This is a genomic window from Pseudomonas sp. PDM26 (assembly GCF_019219185.1).
Lineage (GTDB): Bacteria > Pseudomonadota > Gammaproteobacteria > Pseudomonadales > Pseudomonadaceae > Aquipseudomonas.
This window is the reverse complement of the sequence record NZ_JAHUWC010000004.1, coordinates 71,758-95,673: the sequence shown is the minus strand read 5'-3', so window position 1 is coordinate 95,673 and position 23,916 is coordinate 71,758. Positions and strand designations below refer to the sequence as shown.

The 23,916-nt window shown below is 58.5% G+C and carries 18 protein-coding genes, 2 tRNA genes and 1 pseudogene; 2 read left to right on the top strand and 19 right to left on the bottom strand.

All coding sequences use genetic code 11. The annotated features are described in order from the left end of the window. Positions 1-88: 88 nt before the first annotated feature. The 11 genes from infB to rlmE all read right to left on the bottom strand — a co-directional run bounded on the left by infB (position 89) and on the right by rlmE (position 11,228). The gene (gene infB / locus KW849_RS09900) at positions 89-2,614 is read right to left on the bottom strand and encodes a translation initiation factor IF-2 (protein ID WP_218429217.1); all 2,526 of its coding nucleotides are present in this window, start codon (positions 2,612-2,614) and stop codon (positions 89-91) included. A 27-nt stretch (positions 2,615-2,641) separates the two neighbouring features. After that, positions 2,642-4,123: a transcription termination factor NusA gene (gene nusA / locus KW849_RS09895; RefSeq protein WP_008057419.1), complete on the bottom strand. Its 1,482-nt coding sequence runs from the start codon at positions 4,121-4,123 to the stop codon at positions 2,642-2,644. A 59-nt stretch (positions 4,124-4,182) separates the two neighbouring features. Next, positions 4,183-4,641: a ribosome maturation factor RimP gene (rimP, locus tag KW849_RS09890; protein WP_007993601.1), complete on the bottom strand. Its 459-nt coding sequence runs from the start codon at positions 4,639-4,641 to the stop codon at positions 4,183-4,185. 138 nt (positions 4,642-4,779) lie between these two features. Further along, positions 4,780-4,856 (bottom strand) — tRNA-Met (locus KW849_RS09885). A 97-nt stretch (positions 4,857-4,953) separates the two neighbouring features. Continuing rightward, a tRNA-Leu gene (locus tag KW849_RS09880) sits at positions 4,954-5,039 on the bottom strand. A 22-nt stretch (positions 5,040-5,061) separates the two neighbouring features. After that, positions 5,062-5,445: a preprotein translocase subunit SecG gene (gene secG, locus KW849_RS09875; protein ID WP_017336473.1), complete on the bottom strand. Its 384-nt coding sequence runs from the start codon at positions 5,443-5,445 to the stop codon at positions 5,062-5,064. Between the two features lie 4 nt (positions 5,446-5,449). After that, positions 5,450-6,205: a triose-phosphate isomerase gene (gene tpiA, locus KW849_RS09870; protein WP_108218141.1), complete on the bottom strand. Its 756-nt coding sequence runs from the start codon at positions 6,203-6,205 to the stop codon at positions 5,450-5,452. A 66-nt stretch (positions 6,206-6,271) separates the two neighbouring features. Continuing rightward, the gene (gene glmM, locus KW849_RS09865) at positions 6,272-7,609 is read right to left on the bottom strand and encodes a phosphoglucosamine mutase (RefSeq protein WP_218429216.1); all 1,338 of its coding nucleotides are present in this window, start codon (positions 7,607-7,609) and stop codon (positions 6,272-6,274) included. Positions 7,610-7,625: 16 nt separating this feature from the next. Beyond that, positions 7,626-8,477 carry a dihydropteroate synthase gene (folP, locus tag KW849_RS09860; protein WP_108218139.1) on the bottom strand — a complete coding sequence of 284 codons (852 nt, stop codon included), beginning with the start codon at positions 8,475-8,477 and terminating at the stop codon, positions 7,626-7,628. 8 nt (positions 8,478-8,485) lie between these two features. After that, entirely contained in the window at positions 8,486-10,396 is a 1,911-nt protein-coding gene (gene ftsH / locus KW849_RS09855) for an ATP-dependent zinc metalloprotease FtsH (RefSeq protein WP_108218138.1), read from the bottom strand. A gap of 199 nt (positions 10,397-10,595) precedes the next feature. Continuing rightward, positions 10,596-11,228 (bottom strand): 23S rRNA (uridine(2552)-2'-O)-methyltransferase RlmE, encoded by a 633-nt coding sequence (gene rlmE, locus KW849_RS09850; RefSeq protein WP_108218137.1) that lies wholly within the window; start codon positions 11,226-11,228, stop codon positions 10,596-10,598. A 105-nt stretch (positions 11,229-11,333) separates the two neighbouring features. Here rlmE and KW849_RS09845 point away from each other — a divergent pair, with 105 nt between their 5' ends. Then, on the top strand, positions 11,334-11,642 hold the full coding sequence (locus tag KW849_RS09845) for a YhbY family RNA-binding protein (protein WP_007942889.1): 309 nt from the start codon (positions 11,334-11,336) through the stop codon (positions 11,640-11,642). Positions 11,643-11,684: 42 nt separating this feature from the next. Here the strand turns inward: KW849_RS09845 and KW849_RS09840 are convergent. The 8 genes and pseudogenes from KW849_RS09840 to grpE all read right to left on the bottom strand — a co-directional run. Continuing rightward, a pseudogene (locus KW849_RS09840) lies at positions 11,685-11,912 on the bottom strand (MFS transporter); the annotation flags it as partial. Positions 11,913-11,940: 28 nt separating this feature from the next. Continuing rightward, positions 11,941-12,417 carry a transcription elongation factor GreA gene (gene greA, locus KW849_RS09835; RefSeq protein WP_108218328.1) on the bottom strand — a complete coding sequence of 159 codons (477 nt, stop codon included), beginning with the start codon at positions 12,415-12,417 and terminating at the stop codon, positions 11,941-11,943. Between the two features lie 2 nt (positions 12,418-12,419). After that, entirely contained in the window at positions 12,420-15,641 is a 3,222-nt protein-coding gene (gene carB / locus KW849_RS09830) for a carbamoyl-phosphate synthase large subunit (protein ID WP_218429215.1), read from the bottom strand. Between the two features lie 118 nt (positions 15,642-15,759). Beyond that, positions 15,760-16,896, bottom strand: a complete 1,137-nt coding sequence (carA, locus tag KW849_RS09825) for a glutamine-hydrolyzing carbamoyl-phosphate synthase small subunit (RefSeq protein ID WP_218429214.1) — start codon at positions 16,894-16,896, stop codon at positions 15,760-15,762. Positions 16,897-17,155: 259 nt separating this feature from the next. After that, positions 17,156-17,959, bottom strand: coding sequence for a 4-hydroxy-tetrahydrodipicolinate reductase (dapB, locus tag KW849_RS09820; protein ID WP_057716481.1), 804 nt, complete (start codon positions 17,957-17,959; stop codon positions 17,156-17,158). A gap of 10 nt (positions 17,960-17,969) precedes the next feature. Further along, the gene (gene dnaJ, locus KW849_RS09815) at positions 17,970-19,094 is read right to left on the bottom strand and encodes a molecular chaperone DnaJ (RefSeq protein WP_008047463.1); all 1,125 of its coding nucleotides are present in this window, start codon (positions 19,092-19,094) and stop codon (positions 17,970-17,972) included. A 295-nt stretch (positions 19,095-19,389) separates the two neighbouring features. Further along, positions 19,390-21,306 carry a molecular chaperone DnaK gene (gene dnaK / locus KW849_RS09810; RefSeq protein ID WP_218429213.1) on the bottom strand — a complete coding sequence of 639 codons (1,917 nt, stop codon included), beginning with the start codon at positions 21,304-21,306 and terminating at the stop codon, positions 19,390-19,392. A 102-nt stretch (positions 21,307-21,408) separates the two neighbouring features. Then, entirely contained in the window at positions 21,409-21,975 is a 567-nt protein-coding gene (gene grpE, locus KW849_RS09805; RefSeq protein ID WP_108218134.1) for a nucleotide exchange factor GrpE, read from the bottom strand. A gap of 240 nt (positions 21,976-22,215) precedes the next feature. On the opposite strand from grpE, the gene recN reads away from it, so the two are divergent. Beyond that, positions 22,216-23,889, top strand: a complete 1,674-nt coding sequence (gene recN, locus KW849_RS09800; protein ID WP_218429212.1) for a DNA repair protein RecN — start codon at positions 22,216-22,218, stop codon at positions 23,887-23,889. Positions 23,890-23,916 lie beyond the last annotated feature (27 nt).

The window sequence follows — 23,916 nt, the reverse complement described above, 5'->3', positions numbered from 1 at the left end:
AAGCCAGACCGGGCGTTGCGTTTAGAGTCCTGGTGACGAGCTGCGCACTTGCATGCGGCTAGCCGTCACGGCTCCTGAAGTGCGCGAATTAGAGGCTGCGAGCAACCTGCACCTTCTCGAAGACTTCGATCTTGTCACCGACTTTGACGTCGTTGTAGCTCTTCACGCCGATACCGCATTCCATGCCGGCACGCACTTCGGAAGCGTCATCCTTGAAGCGGCGCAGGGATTCCAGCTCGCCTTCGAAGATAACGATGTCTTCACGCAGTACGCGGATTGGACGGTTACGGTGAACAACACCTTCGGTAACCATGCAACCTGCGATCGCGCCAAATTTCGGCGAACGGAACACGTCACGCACTTCGGCGATACCCAGGATGTTCTCGCGAACATCGCTGCCGAGCATACCGGTCAGGGCTTTCTTGACGTCTTCGATGATGTCGTAGATCACGTTGTAGTAACGCATATCCAGACCTTCCTGCTCGACGATCTTGCGCGCGCCGGCATCGGCACGCACGTTGAAGCCGAACAGTACAGCGTTGGAGGCCAGTGCCAGGTTGGCATCGGATTCGGTGATACCACCGACGCCGCCACCGACCACACGCACTTGCACTTCGTCGTTACCCAGGCCGTTCAAGGCACCGTTCAACGCTTCCAGCGATCCACGGACGTCAGATTTGAGGACGATGTTGAGCGTCTTCTTCTCTTCCTGGCCCATGTTTTCGAAGATGTTTTCCAGCTTGCCGGCGTGAGCACGAGCCAGTTTGACTTCGCGGAACTTGCCTTGACGGAACAGAGCCACTTCACGGGCTTTCTTCTCGTCGGCAACCACGCTCATCTCGTCGCCAGCATCCGGGGTACCGTCCAGGCCGAGGATCTCGACAGGGATGGCCGGACCGGCTTCCTTGATTGACTTGCCGTTCTCGTCGAGCATGGCGCGAACGCGACCATAGTTCGAACCGACCAGGACCATGTCGCCCTGACGCAGGGTACCGTCTTGAACCAGAACGGTAGCCACCGGGCCACGGCCCTTGTCGAGACGGGATTCAACCACGACGCCACGGCCAGGAGCCGATGGAGTAGCGGTCAATTCCAGAACTTCGGCTTGCAACAGAACAGCTTCGAGCAGTTCGTCGACGCCAGTACCCATCTTCGCCGAAACCGGTACGAACGGCGTGTCACCACCCCATTCTTCCGACGTCACGCCGTGAACCGACAATTCGCTACGGATGCGATCGAGATCGGCGCCCGGCTTGTCGATTTTGTTCACTGCTACTACCAACGGTACGCCAGCTGCCTTGGCATGCTGAACGGCTTCAATGGTCTGCGGCATCACGCCGTCGTCCGCTGCAACCACCAGGATCACGATGTCGGTCGCCTTGGCACCACGGGCACGCATTGCGGTAAACGCAGCGTGACCAGGGGTGTCGAGGAACGTCACCATGCCACGGTCGGTTTCAACGTGGTATGCGCCGATGTGCTGGGTGATACCACCGGCTTCGCCAGCAGCAACCTTGGCACGACGGATGTAGTCGAGCAGGGAAGTCTTACCGTGGTCAACGTGGCCCATTACGGTCACGACTGGTGCACGAGAAACTGCCTCGCCTTCAAACTTCAGGGACTCGGCCAGGGAGTCTTCCAGGGCGGTGTCGCTGACCAGGGTCACTTTGTGGCCCAGCTCCTCGGCAACCAGTTGGGCAGTTTCCTGATCCAGTACCTGGTTGATGGTTGCTGGAGTACCCAGTTTGAACATGAACTTGATGATTTCAGCAGCCTTCACCGACATCTGCTGGGCGAGATCGCCAACAGTGATGGTTTCGCCGATCTTCACTTCGCGCACGACAGGGCCGGTCGGGCTCTGGAAACCGTGGGCGTTGCGCTTCTTCAGCTTGGCCTTGCCGCGACCACCACGACGGAAGCCATCGCTTTCTTCGTCGGTAGTACGTGGGGCAACGCGTGGAGCCGGCGCCTTTTCCTTGACCGATGCACGATGCGGAGCGTTTTTGCGCTCGCCATCGCCGCTACCGCGACGACTGTTGTCGTCGGCACGTGGCTTATCCGGACGGCGCTGTTCGTCACGCTTGCGGGCATCGACCGCAGGAGCTGGAGCGGCTGCCACAACCGGTGCGCTTTCGCGAACTGGCTCGGCCACCACAGCAGTCGCTGCAACAGGTACGGCTTGAGCGGTCGGCGCAGCAGCAGGCTGGCGACGCGCTTCTTCTTCGGCGCGACGCTTGGCTTCTTCTTCAGCCTTCTGACGAGCAGCATTTTCTACTGCGCGACGTTCATCCAGTTCACGCTTGCGCTCGGCTTCGATTTCTTCCGGGCTGCGCTGTACGAAGACTTTCTTCTTGCGTACTTCAACGCTGATGCTCTTGCTGCCAGCAACCCGCAGGGTGCTGGTGGTTTTACGCTGCAGCGTAATCTTGCGTGGTTCTTCCACTTTCGCCTTGTGGCTGCTTTTCAAGTGAGTCAGCAACGATTGCTTCTCACTGTCAGTCACACTTTCTTCGGCGGCGGTGTGCGGCAGACCTGCCTCACGCATCTGCTGCAACAGGCGCTCTACCGGTGTTTTGACCTCATCGGCCAGTTGTTTCACCGTGACTTGCGTCATGCACTTCTCTCCTCAGGCCGCGCCTAATTACTCGAACCAGTGGGCTCGGGCGGCCATGATCAACTTGCCGGCACGATCATCGTCAATGCCGTCGATGTCGAGCAGGTCGTCAATAGACTGCTCGGCCAGGTCTTCGCGGGTAATTACGCCGCGCACCGCCAGTTCCATCGCCAAATCCTTGTCCATACCCTCAAGCGAGAGCAGGTCTTCGGCCGGATGGGCGTCTGCCAGCTTTTCCTCAGTAGCGATGGCTTTAGTCAACAAGCGATCCTTGGCCCGAGCGCGAAGCTCGTTGACGGTGTCTTCGTCAAAGCCGTCGATGTTGAGCATTTCTTCCAACGGTACGTAGGCAATCTCTTCCAGGCTGGTAAAGCCTTCGTCCACCAGCACCTGTGCCAGATCTTCGTCGACTTCCAACTCGTCGATGAAGTTGCGCAGGATGTCGCCGGTTTCCGCTTGCTGTTTAGCCTGGATGTCCGATTCGGTCATCACGTTCAGGGTCCAGCCAGTCAACTGGCTGGCCAGACGCACGTTCTGACCACCGCGACCGATGGCCTGAGCCAGATTGTCTGCGCCAACGGCGATGTCCATTGCGTGGGCATCTTCGTCAACGATAATTGCCGCAACCTCGGCCGGGGACATGGCGTTGATCACGAACTGAGCCGGGTTGTCGTCCCACAGAACGATGTCAACACGCTCACCGCCCAACTCACCCGACACTGCCTGGACGCGCGAACCGCGCATACCGATGCAAGCGCCCTGCGGGTCGATGCGTTTGTCCTTGGAGCGAACGGCGATCTTGGCACGCGAACCCGGATCACGGGACGCAGCCATCACTTCGATCAGGCCTTCGGCAATTTCCGGCACTTCGATGCGGAACAACTCGATCAGCATTTCCGGCGCGGTGCGCGACAGGATCAACTGCGGGCCGCGGTTCTCGGTGCGGATTTCCTTGAGCAGCGCACGCAGACGCACGCCAACCCGGAAAGTTTCGCGAGAAATGATGTCTTCACGGGCCAGCAACGCTTCAGCGTTGTTGCCCAGATCAACGATCACGTTGTCGCGGGTGACTTTTTTCACGGTGCCGGAGATGATTTCACCCAGGCGCTCGCGGTAAGCGTCAACCACCTGAGCGCGCTCGGCTTCGCGAACTTTCTGCACAATGACTTGCTTGGCAGTCTGCGCAGCAATGCGGCCGAACTCGATGGACTCGATTTTCTCTTCTACGACATCACCGACCTTGGCGCCAGGATGCGTTTCGGCAACCTTGCTCGGCCAGGTTTCGATGGCCGGATCGTCCAGGTCTGCTTCTTCGACGACCGTCCAGCGACGGAATGTCTCGTATGCACCCGTGTGGCGATTGATTTCCACACGCAGATCAACTTCGTCTTCGAAACGCTTTTTGGTAGCAGTGGCCAGAGCCAGCTCCAGCGCTTCAAAAATAACGTTTGCCGGTACGCCCTTTTCATTGGATACCGACTCAACAACCAGCAGTACTTCTTTGCTCATCGTACGCCTCGCCTTTCGCAAGCCATTGGATCCGCGGGATCCGCAGTATCTGGCACGCCTCAGTCAAAACTGGGAATAATGTTGGCCTTGTCGATCATATCGATCGGCAACAGGAACTCATGGTCTTCTACCTGCACCACGACATCCTGCTCTTCTACGCCGCGCAGAAGGCCCTGAAAGTTGCGTCGTCCTTCAAAAGGCGAGCGCAGCTTGATCTTCACTTGTTCACCGGCAAATTTTGCAAACTGCTCAAGAGTGAACAGCGGGCGTTCCATGCCAGGCGAGGAAACTTCAAGGGTGTATTCAACGGCAATTGGATCTTCAACATCCAGCACACCGCTGATCTGACGGCTGACGATGGCGCAATCGTCCACCAGCACGCCGCCTTCTTTATCGATATAAACGCGCAACATCGAGTGACGACCCTGAGCCGAAAACTCGATACCCCAGCATTCATAGCCTAGGGCCACGACCACCGGGGCCAGCAAGGCCTGCAACTCTTCTAGCTTGCTCGACACCTGAACCCCCTAGTGCATGTATGTGCATGCTATGCAAAATAAAAAAATGGGCGAAACGCCCATCCTTGAAACGCCGTCGAACAGCGGCGTTGAAAGTGTCCAGCTAACAAAAAGCCCCTTAAAAGGGGCTCCTTAAACTGGTTGCGGGGGCCGGATTTGAACCGACGACCTTCGGGTTATGAGCCCGACGAGCTACCAGACTGCTCCACCCCGCGACAAAGCTGGGGCGGAAGTATACGACCGATCCCCTACAGGGTCAATGTAACCTTCCACCTGCAAGAAAGCCCGCAACAGCGGGCTCTCCTGACTAATTGGTACCGAGAAGGGGACTCGAACCCCTACACCCTATGGGCACAACCACCTCAAGGTTGCGTGTCTACCAATTCCACCACCTCGGCAATACTACATTTGAAACCCTTCTTACTTCTGCTCTTGAGCTGGAGGTACGTCAGTCGCTGGAGTAGCCGACTTTTGCTCTTGAAGCACCGGGACATCATCAGAAGCCGGTTGTTGCTTTGGAACTTCCAGTACCGCTGGATTTGGGAGACCTACTTGAGTCAGCTGGTGAGCCTTCTCTTTAGCAAAGTAACCTAACCCCAAGCTGGTTATGAAAAAACCTGCGGCAAGTATAGCAGTAAACTTACTGAGAAAGGTAGAGGAACCTTGGCTTCCGAACACAGTATTTGAAGCACCTGCTCCGAAAGACGCGCCAGCATCCGCACCTTTACCCTGCTGCAGCAAAACCAGAGCCACTACGCCCAATGCACCCAGCAGATGAAAAACGACTACGACTGTTTCCAGCATTTTTTCAGTTTCCCGCGGCGCGACAGATCGCACCGAACTCATCTGCATTCAGGGAAGCCCCACCAATCAGGCCCCCATCGATATCCGGCATGCCGAACAGTTCGACCGCATTGGCCGCCTTCACGCTGCCGCCGTATAGAAGCCGCACACTTTGCGCGACTTCAGAATTCTTTTCCGCCAACCTGGCGCGAATGGCTGCATGCACATCCTGCGCCTGTTGCGGCGAAGCAGTCAGCCCGGTGCCAATGGCCCAGACCGGCTCGTAAGCGATCACTGCCTTTGCAAACACACCGACACCCAGCTCGTCGATGATGCTGTCCAGCTGCGCCGAAACAACCTCGATCGTTTTCCCGGCTTCGCGCTGCTCAAGGGTTTCCCCTATGCACAACACCGGGATCAAGCCGGATGCCTGCGCCGCTGCGAACTTGCGGATCAGCACTGCGTCCTGCTCGCCCATTATCTGGCGGCGTTCGGAGTGCCCGACAAGCACCAGGGAACAACCTGCATCCACCAACTGACTCGGTGCAACCTCACCGGTCAACGCACCTTGTCCGGATTCCACCGCAGAGTCCTGCGCGCCGACCGAAATCGACTTTCCCTGCAAGCCATCAATCACTTGATTGATATGCAGGCAGGACGGGAATACCGCTACATCAACACCGCTCGGCAAGGCCAAGTCACGAAGGCCGTTGATCAGCTCAGCGACGCTGGCGCGGGTACCGTGCATCTTCCAGTTACCAGCTACCATAGGGCGACGCATGCTGTACCTCGTCGGTCAAAGTGGGCGCAGATGTTACCCAACACAATCATGGCTGGCAAGCCAAAATCAGGCAGAAACTTCAGTTACCAGTTTCGCCAGCTCTTCGGCATAGCCACGAACCTGCGCTTCGTCTTCGCCCTCGACCATCACACGCACCAGCGGCTCGGTTCCGGATTTGCGCAATAACACACGCCCCCGACCTGCCATCGCCTTGGTCACACGCTCGCTGGCTTCCTTGACCGACGGATGATCAAGAGGGTTTGCGCCGCCACCGAAGCGAACGTTGATCAGCACCTGAGGGCATTTGCGCAGCGCCTGACGCGCTTCAGCCAAACCTTGCCCACGGGCTTTCAACGCCTTCAGCACCTGCAACGCGGCGATAATCGCATCACCCGTGGTGGTGTAATTGAAGCAAACGATATGACCCGAGTTTTCGCCACCGACCAGCCAGTTGCGCTCCAGCAGATCAGCAATCACATAACGATCACCAACATTGGCGCGGACAAATGGAATCGCCAGGTCGGCCAAGGCCAACTCCAATCCCAGGTTGCTCATCAGCGTACCGACTACACCACCTTGCAGCTTGTCTCGCTCATGCAGGTCGCGAGCAATGATGAACAGCAACTCATCGCCATCGACGATGGCCCCCGTGTGATCCACCATCAACACCCGGTCGCCATCACCATCGAAGGCGATACCCAGATCGGCGTGTTCAGCCAGCACAGCGGCCTGCAGTTGCCCCATATGGGTCGAGCCGCAGTTGTCATTGATATTCAAACCATTGGGCTGCGCGGACAAGACCACGACCTCGGCACCCAACTCACGAAACACACTCGGCGCCACTTTATAGGTCGCACCATGGGCGCAGTCGATCACAATCTTGAGGCCGGTAAAGCTGGTACCGCTCGGCACACTGCTCTTGCAGAATTCGATATAGCGACCCGATGCGTCATTGATTCGCGACACCTTGCCGATCTTGCTCGACTCAACCACAGTCATTGGGGTATCGAGCAGCTCTTCGATCATGTGCTCGACTTCATCCGGAAGCTTGGTGCCATTGCCGGAGAAGAACTTGATGCCATTGTCATCATGCGGATTGTGCGACGCACTGATCACGATGCCGGCTTCGGCATGAAAGGTACGCGTCAGGTAGGCAATCGCCGGGGTCGGCATCGGACCAAGGAGCATTACATCGGCCCCCGCGGAAGTAAGCCCTGCTTCAAGCGCAGACTCGAACATGTAGCCGGAGATCCGGGTGTCCTTGCCTACCAATACCTTGCAGGCGCCCATCTTGCGGAACGCCATACCTGCAGCCCAGCCGAGCTTGAGCATGAAATCAGGAGTGATCGGGTATTCACCGACACGCCCACGAATACCATCGGTGCCAAAATATTTTTTGCTCATAAGTGCTCCATCATTCTTATTCGGCTGATTCCACTGCGGCAATCATCCGCACCACATCCATTGTTTCGGCTACATCATGGACGCGCAATATACGCGCACCTTTCGTTGATGCCAGCGCCGCAAGCGCCAAACCACCATACAGTCGGTCCCCTACCGGACGATTCAACGCCTGACCAATCATGCTCTTTCGCGAAACCCCGACCAACAGGGGCCGCCCCAAGGCATGCAGGGCTTGCATATGTTTGAACAAGCTCAGGTTGTGCTGCAAGGTTTTAGCGAAGCCAAAGCCCGGATCAAGAATGATCCGTTCGGCTGGAATACCCGCCAACGAACACTGATGCATGCGTTCGGCGAGAAATTCACCGACTTCCCTTGTAATGTCCTGATACTGCGGATTGTCCTGCATATCGCCTGGCTCTCCCAGCATATGCATCAGGCAAACCGGTAGCCCGGTGGCCGCTGCAGCATCCAGGGCACCATCGCGACGCAACGAACGCACGTCATTGATCAACCCGGCACCCAGGCGCGCAGCCTCACGCATGACCGCTGGCGTGGAGGTGTCGACCGAGATGATGACGTCCAGCTCGCGACTGATGCGTTCGACAATGGGCGCTACGCGTTCCAGTTCCTCCAGTGGCGACACCGCCCTGGCACCAGGACGGGTGGATTCGCCGCCGACATCGATCAGCGTCGCGCCGGCCGCCACCATGGCTTCGGCGTGACGCATTGCCGCGTCGAGCTGGCTGTATTGGCCACCATCGGAGAAAGAATCAGGAGTGACATTGAGAATACCCATGACATGCGTCTGGGCCAAATCAAGAACCCGGTTGCCGCAAGGCAACCGGGTCGAGGACTGAACAGAAGTCATTTCAAACCTTATACGTCAGCAGCAGGACCGCCGATCGGTGTTTCCGGACGCTCATCCTGCACCACCGGAGGGGTGCCGGAAGTACCCGTGCCACCCGACCAGTCGCGCGGCTCGCGAGGTGTACGACCCGCCATGATGTCGTCGATCTGCTCGGCATCGATCGTTTCGTACTTCATCAAGGCATCGGCCATCGCATCGAGCTTGTCACGGTTGTCCGTGAGGATCTGCTTCGCCGTGCCATAGCACTGATCGATGATGCTGCGTACTTCGGAGTCGATCAGCTTGGCTGTATCACCAGAGAAGCTTGCATTCTGACCGCCACCGCCGCGACCAAGGAACACTTCACCCTCTTCTTCGGCATACATCAACGGGCCGAGTTTCTCCGAGAGCCCCCATTTGGTCACCATGTTCCGCGCAATCTGGCTGGCTCGCATGATGTCGTTGGAAGCACCGGTGGTCACGCCATCGAAGCCCAGGGTCATTTCTTCAGCGATACGACCGCCGTACAGCGAGCAGATCTGGCTGATCAACGCACGCTTGGACAGACTGTAACGATCTTCTTCCGGCAGGAACATGGTCACACCCAGCGCGCGACCGCGCGGAATGATCGACACCTTGTACACCGGATCATGCTCAGGCACGACACGCCCCACAATGGCGTGGCCGGCTTCGTGATAAGCCGTATTCTGTTTTTCCTTCTCGGACATGACCATGGATTTGCGCTCGGCGCCCATCATGATCTTGTCTTTGGCCAGCTCGAATTCTTTCATCTCGACGATGCGCTTGCCGGCGCGGGCGGCGAACAACGACGCCTCGTTCACCAGGTTCGCCAGGTCAGCACCGGAGAAGCCTGGAGTACCACGAGCGATCACGGCCGGAGCAACGTCGTCGCCCATCGGCACTTTGCGCATGTGGACCTTGAGAATCTGTTCACGACCGCGGATGTCCGGCAGACCGACCACAACCTGACGGTCGAAACGGCCCGGACGCAGCAACGCAGGGTCCAGTACATCAGGACGGTTGGTTGCGGCGATCACGATGATGCCGTCATTCATTTCGAAACCGTCCATCTCGACCAGCAACTGGTTGAGAGTCTGTTCGCGTTCGTCGTGACCACCACCCATGCCGGCACCACGATGACGACCGACCGCATCGATTTCGTCGATGAAGATGATGCATGGAGCGTGTTTCTTGGCCTGCTCGAACATGTCTCGAACACGGCTGGCACCCACACCGACGAACATTTCGACGAAGTCGGAGCCGGAAATGGTGAAGAACGGTACCTTGGCTTCGCCGGCAATAGCCTTGGCCAGCAAGGTTTTACCGGTACCCGGAGGACCGACCATCAGCACACCGCGCGGAATGCGGCCACCCAGGCGCTGGAACTTGCCCGGATCGCGCAGGAACTCGACCAGCTCACCAACTTCTTCCTTGGCCTCGTCGCAACCGGCAACGTCAGCCAGGGTAGTTTTAACCTGATCCTCGGAGAGCAGGCGCGCCTTACTCTTGCCGAAGCTCATCGGCCCGCCCTTACCACCGGCACCGCCCTGCATCTGCCGCATGAAGAACATGAACACGGCAATGATCACCAGGATCGGGAAGCTGGCGACCAGAAGTTGAGTCCAGATGCTTTGCTGTTCAGGCTGCTTGCCTTCGACCACGACGTGGTTATCCACCAGGTCGCCAATCAGGCCGTTGTCCTGGATCGCCGGGCGAATGGTCTTGAAGCTGTCGCCATCGTTGCGCTTGCCGGTAATCACGTAGCCATCAACCGCCACGCGTTCGACCTTGCCATCCTTGACCTGCTGGATGAAGTCGGAATAGTTGAGGGTCTGTGGCTCGTTAGGGCTGGAGAAGTTGTTCATCACCGTCACCAGGACAGCCGCGATGATCAACCACAGGATCAGATTCTTTGCCATATCGTTCAATTAACTACCCTCTGAAGCAAGCTCCGCTACTGGCGCGCGCTTCGCATGATATTCACCGGCCTAACTTACTACATTACCTACGACTTGGCAGGCGTCGTCTGTAACCCTTTGTGAAACACTTCCTACACAATATTCGCTAATTCTGACAAGGCGTAATACAAAAATCCTATCGCCCCGATCGAAAATTCACTCAACCCTCACTGCGTCCGCGGAAACCGCGGCCCAGCAGGTACTGCTCGCGAGAACGGTCGCGCGACGAGTTCGGCTTGCGCATCTGCACCTTCTCGAACTGCTGGCGAACGCTCTTGTGGAACTCGTCGAAGCCTTCGCCCTGGAAAATCTTGATCAAAAAATCACCACCGGGCTTGAGCACCCGCGTCGAAAGATCCAGCGCCAACTCGCACAAAAACATCGCTCGCGGCATGTCAACGGCCGGTAATCCACTCATATTGGGGGCCATGTCGGAAATCACAAGGTCTACTTCCTTATTTCCGACGGCATCGAGGATCTGAGCCAGTACGGCATCCTCGGTAAAGTCGCCCTGAATGAAGGTCACGTCCGGAATGCTGTCCATTTCCAGAATGTCAGAAGCGATCAGTGTGCCCTGCCCACCAATCAGACGACTGGTCACCTGGGACCACCCACCGGGGGCCGCACCAAGGTCGATTACGCTCATGCCCGGCCGGATCAGACGATCCTTTTCCTGGATCTCCAGCAGTTTGTAGCTGGCGCGGGAACGGTACCCGTCTTTTTGCGCCATTTTGACGAATGGGTCGTTGAAATGCTCTTGCAGCCATTTAAGACTTGTCTTGGAACGGGCCACGGGCCACCTCGAAAATAAAACGGGTCGTGATTAACTGGGCGGTCCCGGACTCGCTCGGGTAAACTGGCCGCCGCTTTTTACAAGATCAGACGCAGGGGTCAGATTATGCCGCTCACTCAAGAGCAGAAGAAACAGTACAAATCCATTGGCCACCATCTGAAACCGGTTTTGATTGTGGCAGACAATGGTTTGACGGAAGGTGTGTTAGCCGAACTCGAACGCGCATTGGCGGATCACGAGCTGATCAAGATCAAGCTCAACATCCTCGATCGCGAATCGCGCCTGGCATCCATTGCAGAGCTCTGCAAGGTCGGCAAAGCGGATCTGGTTCAGGTCATCGGCAAGATGGCACTGATCTACCGCAAGAACTTCAGCGTCAACAAGCAGCTGTCGAACGTCCATCGCTTCAAGTGATGACAAGGGTCAAGGGTGTGCTTCGCGCACCCTGCCGCTCCACCCGCGAAAATCCCGCCATAGACTGACAAGGCCCTCGGCCTTAATCAGCACCAAAGCCTGAAAAATCACGCACGCTGCGGCAAGTCCCGCCATCAGCGCCTTCAGCACGACTGCAATTTCGTCGATCAGCAGCGGTGCCAGGCCAACTCGACCCAGCACCGGCAACAGACCAATTTGCAACAGCCACAAGCCGCCAACCTACAACATCCGGGTCAGCTGCCAAAGCATGGCGCCCGTACGAAACGGGCGCCGGCCTTCAGATGTGGCGAACTTCGACAATCTCGTACTCGATAACGCCGCCAGGCGTTTTCACGGCGACCACATCACCCTCTTCCTTGGCAATCAAGGCGCGAGCCAGTGGCGAGCCGACCGAAATCTTGCCGAGTTTGAAGTCAGCCTCATCCTCACCCACGATGTGGTAAGTGACGCGCTCATCCGTCTCGACGTTGGCGATTTCAACGGTGGTGCCGAAAATCACTTTGCCGGTGTGCGGAATGCTTGTGACATCAATGATGACCTGATTTTGAATCCGGCCTTCGATGTCGCGGATCCGCGCCTCGACCATACCCTGCTGCTCGCGAGCAGCGTGGTATTCCGCGTTTTCCTTCAAGTCACCCAACTCGCGGGCCGTACCGATGTCCTGGCTGAGCTTCGGACGAACGACCTTGGTCAGGTGAGTGTGCTCTTCTTCCAGGGCGCGAGCGCCCTGAACGGTCATTGGGTACTTCGTTATGCTCATGCCTTCAATCCTGCGTGTAGATCCTGCAAGCGGCGCACAGTCTTCTCGGGACCGAACTTCAGCGCTTCACAGATGGCTTCGCCAGCAGCAATAGTGGTAGTGCAGTAAATCTTGTGCTGCAGGGCATTACGACGAATGGAGTACGAATCTGCGATCGACTGGCGCCCTTCGGTAGTGTTGATGATCAGCGTGACTTCGTCATTCTTGATCATGTCGACCACGTGTGGACGACCTTCGGTCACCTTGTTCACACGGCGCACTTTCAGGCCTGCGGCTTCGATCAGCCTGGCAGTACCGGCAGTGGCGACCACTTCGAAGCCCAAGTTGATCAGATCACGGGCCACGCCCGCAACCAGCGGCTTGTCGTCGTCACGCACGCTGATGAACGCGGTACCGCCGGTCGGCAGCACTTCGCTGGCACCCATCTGGGCCTTGGCGAACGCCTCACCGAAGGTGTCGCCCACGCCCATCACTTCACCGGTGGACTTCATCTCTGGGCCGAGGATCGGGTCAACGCCAGGGAATTTGGCGAACGGGAACACCGCCTCTTTCACGCTGTAGAAGTTCGGGATGATTTCCTTGGTGAAGCCGATTTCCTTCAGGGTCTTACCGGCCATGACGCGAGCCGCGATCATTGCCAGGGAAACACCGATGCACTTGGACACGAACGGCACGGTACGCGAAGCGCGCGGGTTGACTTCAATGACGTAGATGTCATCGCCTTGCAGCGCCAACTGAACGTTCATCAGGCCGACCACGCCCAGTTCCAGGGCCATTTTCTTGACCTGTTCGCGCATCTCGTCCTGGATGTGCGCCGGCAGCGAGTACGGCGGCAGCGAGCATGCGGAGTCACCGGAGTGAACGCCAGCCTGCTCGATGTGCTGCATGATCGCGCCGATTACCACGTCCTTGCCGTCGCAGACCGCATCCACGTCCATCTCGATGGCGCAGTTGAGGAAGTGGTCCAGCAGCACCGGGCTGTCGTTGGACACTTGAACCGCTTCGCGCAGGTAGCGCTTGAGTTCTTCTTCTTCGTAGACGATTTCCATCGCACGGCCGCCCAGTACATAGGACGGACGCACCACCAGCGGGTAACCGATCTTGGTGGCGGCACGAATCGCTTCGTCTTCGCTGCGCACAGTGGCGTTTGGCGGCTGACGCAGGTTCAGGCGCTGGACCATCTGCTGGAAGCGCTCACGGTCTTCGGCACGGTCGATGGCGTCAGGGCTGGTGCCGATGATCGGCACGCCGGCGGCTTCCAGGGCACGAGCCAGTTTCAGCGGAGTCTGGCCGCCGTACTGGACGATCACGCCTTTTGGCTTCTCGACGCGGACGATTTCCAGCACGTCTTCCAGGGTCACTGGCTCGAAGTACAGGCGATCGGAAGTGTCGTAGTCGGTGGAAACGGTTTCCGGGTTGCAGTTGACCATGATGGTCTCGTAGCCGTCATCGCGCAGGGCCAGTGCTGCGTGTACGCAGCAGTAGTCAAACTCGATGCCCTGGCCGATGCGGTTCGGACCGCCACCCAGGATCATGATCTTGTCGCGACCCGATGGCGCCGCTTCGCACTCTTCCTCGTACGTCGAGTAGAGGTAGGCGGTGTCGGTGGCGAACTCGGCAGCGCAGGTGTCGACGCGCTTGTAGACCGGGAAGATCTCCAGCTTGTGACGGTGAGCGCGCAGGCTCTTTTCGGTCACACCCAGCAACTTGGCCAGGCGCATATCGGAGAAGCCTTTGCGCTTGAGGCGGAACATCAGATCGCGGTCGATGCTGGTCAGACCCAGGGTCTTGACCTTCTCTTCTTCCTTGATCAGGTCTTCCATCTGCACCAGGAACCAAGGATCGATCATGGTCATGCCGAAGATGTCTTCGACGGTCATGCCGGCGCGCATTGCGTCCGCCACGTACCAGATACGCTCGGCGCCCGGTACGGTCAGCTCGCGCTTGAGTACGCTCATGCTTTCCGGGTTGGCCAGATCAACCTTCTCGTCCAGACCGCAAACGCCCACTTCCAGGCCGCGCAGGGCTTTTTGCAGGGATTCCTGGAAGGTACGGCCGATGGCCATGACTTCACCGACCGACTTCATTTGAGTGGTCAGGCGGGCGTCGGCTTTCGGGAATTTCTCGAAGGCAAAACGTGGCAGCTTGGTCACGACGTAGTCGATGGACGGTTCGAAGGACGCCGGGGTCTTGCCGCCGGTGATGTCGTTCGACAGCTCGTCCAGGGTGTAGCCCACAGCCAGCTTGGCCGCGACCTTGGCGATCGGGAAACCGGTGGCTTTCGAAGCCAGCGCCGAGGAGCGGGATACACGCGGGTTCATCTCGATCACGACCATGCGGCCGGTGTTCGGGCAGATACCGAACTGCACGTTGGAACCGCCGGTTTCAACGCCGATCTCGCGCAGTACCGCCAGGGAGGCGTTACGCAGGATCTGGTATTCCTTGTCGGTCAGGGTCTGTGCCGGAGCCACGGTGATCGAGTCACCGGTGTGCACGCCCATCGGGTCGAAGTTTTCGATGGAGCAGACGATGATGCAGTTGTCCTTCTTATCGCGGACAACCTCCATCTCGTACTCTTTCCAGCCGATCAGCGATTCGTCGATCAGCAGCTCTTTGGTCGGCGACAGGTCCAGACCACGGGCGCAGATTTCTTCGAACTCTTCACGGTTGTAAGCGATACCACCACCGGTGCCGCCCATGGTGAAGGACGGACGAATGATGCACGGGAAGCCGAGCTTCTCGAGGACCGCATTGGCCTCTTCCATGCTGTGGGCGATACCGGAACGCGGGCACGCCAGGCCGATGGATTTCATCGCCTTGTCGAAACGCGAACGGTCTTCAGCCTTGTCGATGGTGTCGGCGTTGGCACCGATCATCTCTACGCCGAACTTCTCCAGAACGCCTTCGCGCTCCAGGTCCAGGGCGCAGTTCAGAGCGGTCTGGCCACCCATGGTTGGCAGCAGCGCGTCCGGACGCTCTTTCTCGATGATCTTGGCAACGGTCTGCCACTTGATCGGCTCGATGTAGGTGGCGTCGGCCATGGCCGGGTCGGTCATGATGGTGGCCGGGTTGGAGTTTACCAGGATGACGCGGTAACCCTCTTCGCGCAGGGCTTTGCAGGCCTGGGCGCCGGAGTAGTCGAATTCGCAGGCCTGGCCGATCACGATCGGGCCAGCACCAAGAATCAGGATGCTTTTAATGTCTGTACGTTTTGGCATGGGTTTGTCACTCAAATCCGCAGGTCAGTCGGCAAGCCGTCTTGTTCAATCTCTGAAGCCTTGAGGGGGCCGCCGGTGTCGGGACCACCCTCAAGCTTCGCTACATCAGGGCGAGCGATCAGCGTCGCTTGGCCATCTCGGTGATGAAGCGATCAAACAATGGCGCTACGTCGTTCGGGCCAGGGCTGGCTTCCGGGTGACCCTGGAAGCTGAAGGCGCTCTTGTCGGTACGCTCGATACCTTGCAAGGTGCCGTCGAACAGCGATTTGTGGATCGCGCGAACGTTGGCCGGCAGGGTCGCTTCGTCTACGGCAAAGCCGTGGTTCTGGCTGGTGATCATCACCACGCCGCTGTCCAGGTCCTGGACGGGGTGGTTGGCACCGTGGTGACCGTGACCCATTTTCAGGGTCTTGGCGCCGGAGGCCAGGGCCAGCAGCTGGTGACCGAGGCAGATACCGAAGACCGGAATCTCGGTTTCCAGCACGTCCTTGATCGCCTGGATCGCATAGTCGCAAGGCTCCGGATCACCAGGGCCGTTGGACAGGAACACGCCGTCCGGCTTCAGTGCCAGAACGTCGGACGCTGGAGTCTGTGCAGGGACTACAGTCACGCGGCAACCGCGCTCGACCAGCATGCGCAGGATGTTCACCTTGACGCCGTAGTCGTAGGCAACCACGTGGTACGGCAGCTCGGAGGCTTCGATGGTTGCGTGGCTGTCGGTTTTCAGATCCCAGACAGTCGAGCGCCACTCGTAGCTTTCCTTGGTGCTGACGACTTTCGCCAGGTCCATGCCCTTGAGGCCAGGGAAACCCTGGGCGGCGGCGATGGCGGCGGCTTCGGAAATGTTGTCACCGGCCATGATGCAGCCGTTCTGCGCGCCTTTTTCACGCAGGATGCGTGTCAGGCGGCGGGTGTCGATACCGGCGATGGCCACAACGTTGTTGGCCTTCAGGTAGTCGGACAGGGACATTGTGTTACGCCAGTTGCTCGCCACCAGTGGCAGATCACGGATGACCAGGCCGGCAGACCAGACGCGGTTGGACTCGGCGTCCTCCGGTGTGGTGCCAGTGTTGCCGATGTGCGGGTAAGTCAGGGTAACGATTTGTTGGGCGTAGGAAGGATCGGTAAGGATTTCCTGATAGCCGGTCATTGCGGTGTTGAACACCACCTCACCAACGGTTTGACCGTCGGCTCCAATGGCTTCGCCGCGAAAAATGCTGCCATCAGCAAGGGCGAGTATGGCTGGCTTAGTCAAGAAGACCTCCCGTAAATAAAGCCTGAAAGGGCGATCGCAGGTTGTAAAAAAGCGGAGTGACGTATGGACACGTCACCCCGCTTCTTCACTGAATTATTCTGCGCGCTTTTAGTGGACACACTAAAGCTGTAGCTTACAGAAAAAGGCCTTTTTGGTCTACCGCCAATGAGCCTTAAAGGCTAGAGAATGCGACAGGACGTCGCTTGGCGGAACAAAACCGGGCTCAAACGCGGTGCGCGAGCCCGATTTCGGGTGCATCTTAACGCAGATCGAGCACGTCTTGCATGTCGTAAAGGCCAGGCTCGCGCCCGTCCAGCCACAACGCAGCACGCACCGCACCCTTGGCGAACGTCATGCGACTGGACGCCTTGTGAGTGATCTCGACACGCTCGCCGTCGGCGGCGAACAGTACAGTGTGATCACCGACGATGTCGCCGGCACGCACCGTGGCGAAACCGATGGTTTCACGATCACGAGCGCCGGTCTGGCCCTCACGACCATACACCGCCACCTTTTTCAGATCGCGACCCAGCGCATCGGCAATCACCTCACCCATGCGCACGGCAGTGCCGGACGGCGCATCGACCTTGTGCCGATGGTGAGCTTCGGTGATTTCGATGTCGACATCGTCGCCCAATACGCGAGCTGCCGTGTCGAGCAGCTTCAGGCACAGATTGACCCCGACACTGAAGTTGGCCGCGAAGACAATCGGAATGTCCTTGCCCGCTTCCGCCAGCAACTGCTTTTCTTCAACGCTGAAACCGGTGGTACCGATGATCATGGCCTTGCCGTGCTTACGGCAGAAGGCGAGGTTCTTCAGAGTCACAGTCGGGTGCGTGAAGTCGATCAGCACATCGAACTCGTCGACCACCCGATCCAGATCACCGGACAGAGGCACACCGATACGACCCAGAGCAGCCAGCTCACCGGCATCTGCACCGACCAGTGTGCTGTCGGGACGATCCACCGCCGCCGTCAGACCGGCGCCCGGGGTTTGCTGCACCGCTTCAATCAGGGTCTTGCCCATGCGCCCGGCGGCGCCCATCACTGCAATACGTCGCATGCCTGTCTCCTTACAAATCGCCGAAGAAGCGCTTCACGCCTTCGAACCAACCGGTGGTTTTTGGCGAATGGCTGTTGTCGTCCGCCAGGGAGCTACGGAACTCCTCAAGCATTTCACGCTGGCGACGACTCAGGTTGACCGGAGTCTCGACCGCCACACGGCACATCAAGTCACCCGCACCGCCGCCACGCACAGGCGCGACACCCTTGCCGCGCACGCGGAACTGCTTGCCGGTCTGAGTCCCCTCAGGGATCTTCAGCTTGACCCGGCCATCAAGGGTCGGAATTTCCAGCTCGCCACCCAGCGCCGCATCGACGAAGCTGATCGGCACTTCGCAGAACAGGTGCTTGCCATCACGCTGGAAAATCGCGTGCTCGCGCACATTGATCACCACGTACAGATCGCCAGTCGGGCCACCTTGAGCACCCGCCTCGCCTTCGCCGGACAGACGAATGCGGTCACCGGTATCGACTCCGGCCGGCACTTTCACCGACAGGGTCTTGTACTCTTCGACACGACCTTCGCCGTGGCAGGAATCGCACGGATCGGAAATGATCTTGCCCTGGCCATGGCAGCGCGGGCAGGTCTGCTGCACCGAGAAGAAGCCCTGCTGCATGCGTACCTGGCCGATACCGCCGCAAGTCGGACAGGTCACCGGCGCAGAGCCTTTCTTGGCACCGGAGCCATCGCAAGGCTTGCAGTTGACCAGCGTCGGAACGCGGATATTAACGGTCGTACCGCGCACCGCCTCTTCGAGGTCCAGCTCCAGGGTGTAGCGCAAGTCACTGCCGCGCTGAGCGCCACCACGGGAACCGCCGCGACCACCACCGAAGAAATCACTGAAGACATCGCCAAAGATGTCGGAGAAGTTCTGACCGCCGAAACCGGCACCGCCGCCACCCATGCTCGGGTCGACACCGGCATGGCCGTACTGGTCATAAGCCGCACGCTTGCTGGAATCGGACAGCACTTCGTAGGCCTCGTTGGCCTCCTTGAACATCTCTTCCGACGCCTTGTCATCGGGATTACGGTCCGGGTGGTGCTTCATCGCCAGGCGACGGTAGGCCTTCTTCAGGTCTGCTTCGCTTGAGCCACGCTCAACACCCAACACTTCGTAATAGTCACGCTTTGCCATAAGTCTTTGCACTCTTGAGGACGTCCGACAAAACCCTCCTGAGTCTGTCGAACTCGTTGAGCCCCAATGCAGGCCCGGACCCAACTCACGTCAATTCAACGATCCTGGTCTTTGATTCTTGCGGTACTTGCGGCGCGAAAAGCAGGAGCATTTCCGGCCATACCACCAACAGGCGAACGCAGTCGCATGCTGTAAAAATTCGCGTATTCCAGATACGCCAACGCGGGAGCAAGCTCCCGCGCGGCGACATCCTACCAGTCACCGCCTGAAGGCAGTCAACCGGCCGACCAACAACTTACTTGTGGTCTTTGACTTCTTCGAACTCGGCGTCGACAACGTCGTCAGCCTTTTGCGCCTTGTCGTCGTGCGGTGCAGCGCCTTCAGCAGGCTGAGCCTGCTCGGCATACATCTTCTGCGCCACTGGAGCGGAGACTTTCGACAGCGCTTCAACCTTGGCGTCGATAGCCGCCTTGTCGTCGCCTTTGACGGCAGCTTCCAGGGCAACTACGGCAGCTTCGATTGCAACCTTCTCTTCAGCGGTTACTTTATCGCCGGCATCGGTAACCATTTTGCGCGTCGAGTGAACCAGTGCGTCGCCCTGGTTGCGGGCAGTGGCCAGTTCTTCGAACTTGCGGTCTTCCTCAGCGTTCGCCTCGGCATCACGCACCATGCGCTCGATTTCCTCGTCGGACAGACCGGAGTTGGCCTTGATCACGATCGACTGAGTCTTGCCGGTAGCCTTGTCCTTCGCACCTACGTGCAGGATGCCGTTGGCGTCGATGTCGAAGGTCACTTCGATCTGCGGCACACCACGTGGAGCCGGTGGAATGTCGGCCAGGTCGAATTTGCCCAGGGACTTGTTCTGTGCGGCTTGCTTACGCTCGCCCTGCAGCACGTGAATGGTCACGGCGCCCTGGTTGTCGTCGGCAGTCGAGAACACTTGCGATTTCTTGGTAGGAATCGTGGTGTTTTTCTCGATCAGCGCGGTCATCACGCCACCCATGGTTTCGATACCCAGGGTCAGCGGGCTGACGTCGAGCAGCAGAACGTCTTTCACGTCACCGGCCAGTACCGCGCCCTGGATAGCAGCACCCATGGCAACCGCTTCGTCCGGGTTGACGTCTTTACGAGCTTCTTTGCCGAAGAACTCGGTCACCAGCTTCTGAACCAGTGGCATACGGGTCTGACCGCCCACCAGGATCACGTCGTTGATCGCGCCAACGTCGATGCCGGCATCTTTCATTGCGATGCGGCAAGGTTCGATGGTGCGCTGAACCAGGTCTTCCACCAGCGCTTCGAGCTTGGCGCGGGAGATCTTCACGTTCAGGTGCTTTGGACCGGTCGCATCTGCAGTGATGTACGGCAGGTTCACGTCGGTCGACTGGCTCGAGGACAGTTCGATCTTGGCTTTTTCAGCGGCTTCTTTCAGGCGCTGCATGGCCAGCGGGTCACCCTTGAGGTTCATGCCGCTTTCTTTCTTGAATTCGTCGACGAGGTAGTCGATCAGACGGATGTCAAAGTCTTCACCGCCCAGGAACGTGTCACCGTTGGTGGACAGTACTTCGAACTGGTGCTCGCCATCGACTTCAGCGATCTCGATCACGGAAATGTCGAAAGTACCGCCGCCCAGGTCGTAAACGATCACGGTGTGATCGCCCTTGGCCTTGTCCATGCCGTAAGCCAGAGCGGCTGCGGTTGGTTCGTTGATGATACGTTTTACGTCCAGACCGGCGATGCGACCGGCGTCCTTGGTGGCCTGACGCTGGCTGTCGTTGAAGTAGGCCGGAACGGTGATCACCGCTTCAGTCACGGTCTCGCCGAGGTAGTCTTCGGCGGTCTTCTTCATTTTTTTCAGGATTTCAGCCGAGATTTGTGGCGGTGCCATTTTCTGGCCGTTCACTTCAACCCAGGCGTCGCTGTTGTCAGCCTTGACGATCTTGTAAGGGACCATCTGGATGTCTTTCTGCACGACTTCTTCGTCGAAACGACGACCGATCAGACGCTTCACCGCATACAGGGTGTTGTGCGGATTGGTCACGGCCTGACGCTTGGCCGATTGGCCAACCAGAATTTCGCCATCGTTGGCGTAAGCGATGATCGACGGCGTGGTACGCGCGCCTTCAGCGTTTTCAATAACTTTTGCCTTGCCGTTTTCCAGCACGGAGACGCAGGAGTTGGTAGTCCCCAGGTCGATACCGATAATTTTGCCCATGTTCACTCTCCCGAAACTTTGGATTTGGTTGCCGCAGCAGTGGTGGCTAACTGCGGTAGCACTTAAACGCTTGACTTATAAATGGGGGCCTTGCGGCGGATTTCAAGCCTGCTCGTCAATCGAAGGCGAAACCGGCGCAGGCGCCTTGCTGACCACAACCATCGCCGGGCGCAGCAAGCGACCATTGAGCTGATAGCCCTTCTGGAACACCTTCAGAACGCTGTTCGGCTCGACATCGGCGCTTTCCTGCATGGCCATCGCCTGATGTTGAACGGCATTGAACGGTTCGCCATGCGGATCGATCGCTTCAAGCTGATAACGCTTGAGGGTGTCCTGGAACATTTTCAGGGTCAGCTCGATGCCTTCGCGCATCGGACGGATGCTTTCGTCGTCCGGGCTGGACAGTTCCAGGCCTCGTTCCAGGCTGTCGACGATCGGCAGCAGGTCGCTGGCGAATTTTTCCAGCGCGAACTTGTGAGCCTTCTCCACATCCTGCTCGGCGCGACGGCGGACGTTCTGCAGATCGGCGGCTACACGCAAAGCCTGATCCTGAGCGCCTGCCAGTTGCTCTTCGAGCACTTGTACACGAGCCGCCAGGTCTTCACCCGAAGCCTCGGGCGCCTGGTTGGCGTCTGGGTTTTGCGTATCCACTGTCTGTTCGTCAGCCATAGATTTCTCCTTTCAATATCGTCCGCGAGCTCAACTCGCGCTTCTGCCCAGCTATATGGGGCCGCAAAATCCGGCTTCAAGGGGCACCGACGATTAACCCTACAAAAAACAACTGCTTTGTCATTCCCGGTCGCGATAAGGCTTTCGTCGGGTCGAGCGAATCGAGCTAACGAGGGGCATTGTCAGCCAGAAACAAAACACTGTATAAATAACCAGACCTAACACCTGGGAGCGGCCCATATGCTGGTGCACCTGTCCGTACACAACTACGCCATCGTTGAACATCTCGATCTCGAACTCGATCGCGGGATGAGCGTGATCACCGGGGAAACCGGCGCGGGCAAGTCGATCATGCTCGACGCGCTGGGCCTGACCCTGGGCGATCGCGCCGACAGCGGCGTGGTCCGCCCCGGCGCCGACAAGGCCGATATCCTGGCTACCTTCGATCTGGTCGACATTCCGGAAGCCAGCGTCTGGCTGGCTGAACGCGACCTTGAAAACGACGGCCCGTGCATCCTGCGCCGGGTCATCACATCCGAAGGACGTTCTCGCGGCTACATCAACGGGACGCCCTGCCCGCTTGGCGATCTCAAGGCGCTGGGCGAGCTGCTGATCGACATTCACAGCCAGCACGAACACCAATCCCTGCTCAAGACCGACACCCATCGCCGCCTGCTCGACGAGTACGCCGGGGCCACGGACCTTGCCCGCCAGGTGCAGCTTGCCGCACAGCGCTGGCGCCAGACTCGCCAGGAGCTGGATCGCCTTTCCAACTCCGGCGACGAACAACGCGCTCGCCACCAATTGCTCAGCTACCAACTCGAAGAGCTGGAAAACCTCGGCCTCGGCGACAACGAACTGGAACAGCTTGAACAAGAGCACAAGAACCTGACCAACGCCGAGACCTTGCTGGGTATTTGCCGACAAGTCGTCGAACAGTGCAGCGAAAGTGATTCCGGCAATGTGCTGAACGCACTCACTGCCAGTCTCAACCGCCTGTCCAGTGTGAACAACTCGATCGGTGCACTCGGCGAGGCCAGCAGCCTGCTGACCAGCGCGCAGATCCAGGTAGAAGAGGCCGTGGGCGAACTGAACCGCTTTCTCGACAACTTCGACGCCGATCCGGCGCGCCTTCAATACCTCGAAGAGCGGCTCGATGCGATCTACACAATGGCCCGCAAGCACCGCATCCAGCCGACCGAAGTCGCCGAGATGCAACAGAAGCTGCTCGATGAAATCGAAACCCTGAATGCGAACGACGAATCCATCGAGCGCCTGAGCGACGAACTTTCTTCCTACGCTCGCCATTATCAGGAAAAAGCCCGAGAGCTCAGCGATCTGCGCCATCAAGCCTCGAACAGCCTGGCCAGCGCCGTGGAGCAGGAAATCCAGCGCCTGGGCATGCCTGGTGGGCGCTTCACCATCGAACTGCGTCCAAACAGTAGCGACGAACTGCTGCCTAACGGACTTGAACAGGTTGAATTACTGGTCAGCGCCAACCCGGGCCAACCATTGAAAGCTTTGGCAAAAGTCGCATCCGGGGGCGAACTGTCGCGGATCAGCCTGGCGATTCAGGTCATCACCGCACAGACCTCCCGCGTACCGACCCTGGTATTCGACGAAGTCGACGTCGGTATTGGCGGCCCGACCGCGGAAATCGTCGGCCAGTTGCTGCGCAAGCTTGGCGAGCGTGGGCAGGTGCTGACCGTGACCCACTTGCCGCAAGTGGCGGCGCAAGGTCATCAGCATCTATTTGTGCATAAAGTGCGCGGAGAGGATGCCACTCGCACGGCCGTTTCCAAATTGAGCAAAAACGACCGCGTCGAAGAAGTCGCACGGATGCTGGGCGGCATTGATCTCACCAAGGAGTCCCTGGCGCACGCCAAAAAAATGGTGGTGGCCGCAAAAGCCTGAATAAAGGCAGAAAGCACGAAGGCGACC

Excerpts from the sequence above, each read along its gene's own strand:
- infB (WP_218429217.1), bottom strand. The coding sequence starts at position 2,614 with ATGACGCAAGTCACGGTGAAACAACTGGCCGATGAGGTCAAAACACCG.
- nusA (WP_008057419.1), bottom strand. The coding sequence starts at position 4,123 with ATGAGCAAAGAAGTACTGCTGGTTGTTGAGTCGGTATCCAATGAAAAG.
- secG (WP_017336473.1), bottom strand. The coding sequence starts at position 5,445 with ATGCTGGAAACAGTCGTAGTCGTTTTTCATCTGCTGGGTGCATTGGGC.
- tpiA (WP_108218141.1), bottom strand. The coding sequence starts at position 6,205 with ATGCGTCGCCCTATGGTAGCTGGTAACTGGAAGATGCACGGTACCCGC.
- glmM (WP_218429216.1), bottom strand. The coding sequence starts at position 7,609 with ATGAGCAAAAAATATTTTGGCACCGATGGTATTCGTGGGCGTGTCGGT.
- folP (WP_108218139.1), bottom strand. The coding sequence starts at position 8,477 with ATGACTTCTGTTCAGTCCTCGACCCGGTTGCCTTGCGGCAACCGGGTT.
- ftsH (WP_108218138.1), bottom strand. The coding sequence starts at position 10,396 with ATGGCAAAGAATCTGATCCTGTGGTTGATCATCGCGGCTGTCCTGGTG.
- KW849_RS09845 (WP_007942889.1), top strand. The coding sequence starts at position 11,334 with ATGCCGCTCACTCAAGAGCAGAAGAAACAGTACAAATCCATTGGCCAC.
- carB (WP_218429215.1), bottom strand. The coding sequence starts at position 15,641 with ATGCCAAAACGTACAGACATTAAAAGCATCCTGATTCTTGGTGCTGGC.
- dapB (WP_057716481.1), bottom strand. The coding sequence starts at position 17,959 with ATGCGACGTATTGCAGTGATGGGCGCCGCCGGGCGCATGGGCAAGACC.
- dnaJ (WP_008047463.1), bottom strand. The coding sequence starts at position 19,094 with ATGGCAAAGCGTGACTATTACGAAGTGTTGGGTGTTGAGCGTGGCTCA.
- dnaK (WP_218429213.1), bottom strand. The coding sequence starts at position 21,306 with ATGGGCAAAATTATCGGTATCGACCTGGGGACTACCAACTCCTGCGTC.
- grpE (WP_108218134.1), bottom strand. The coding sequence starts at position 21,975 with ATGGCTGACGAACAGACAGTGGATACGCAAAACCCAGACGCCAACCAG.
- recN (WP_218429212.1), top strand. The coding sequence starts at position 22,216 with ATGCTGGTGCACCTGTCCGTACACAACTACGCCATCGTTGAACATCTC.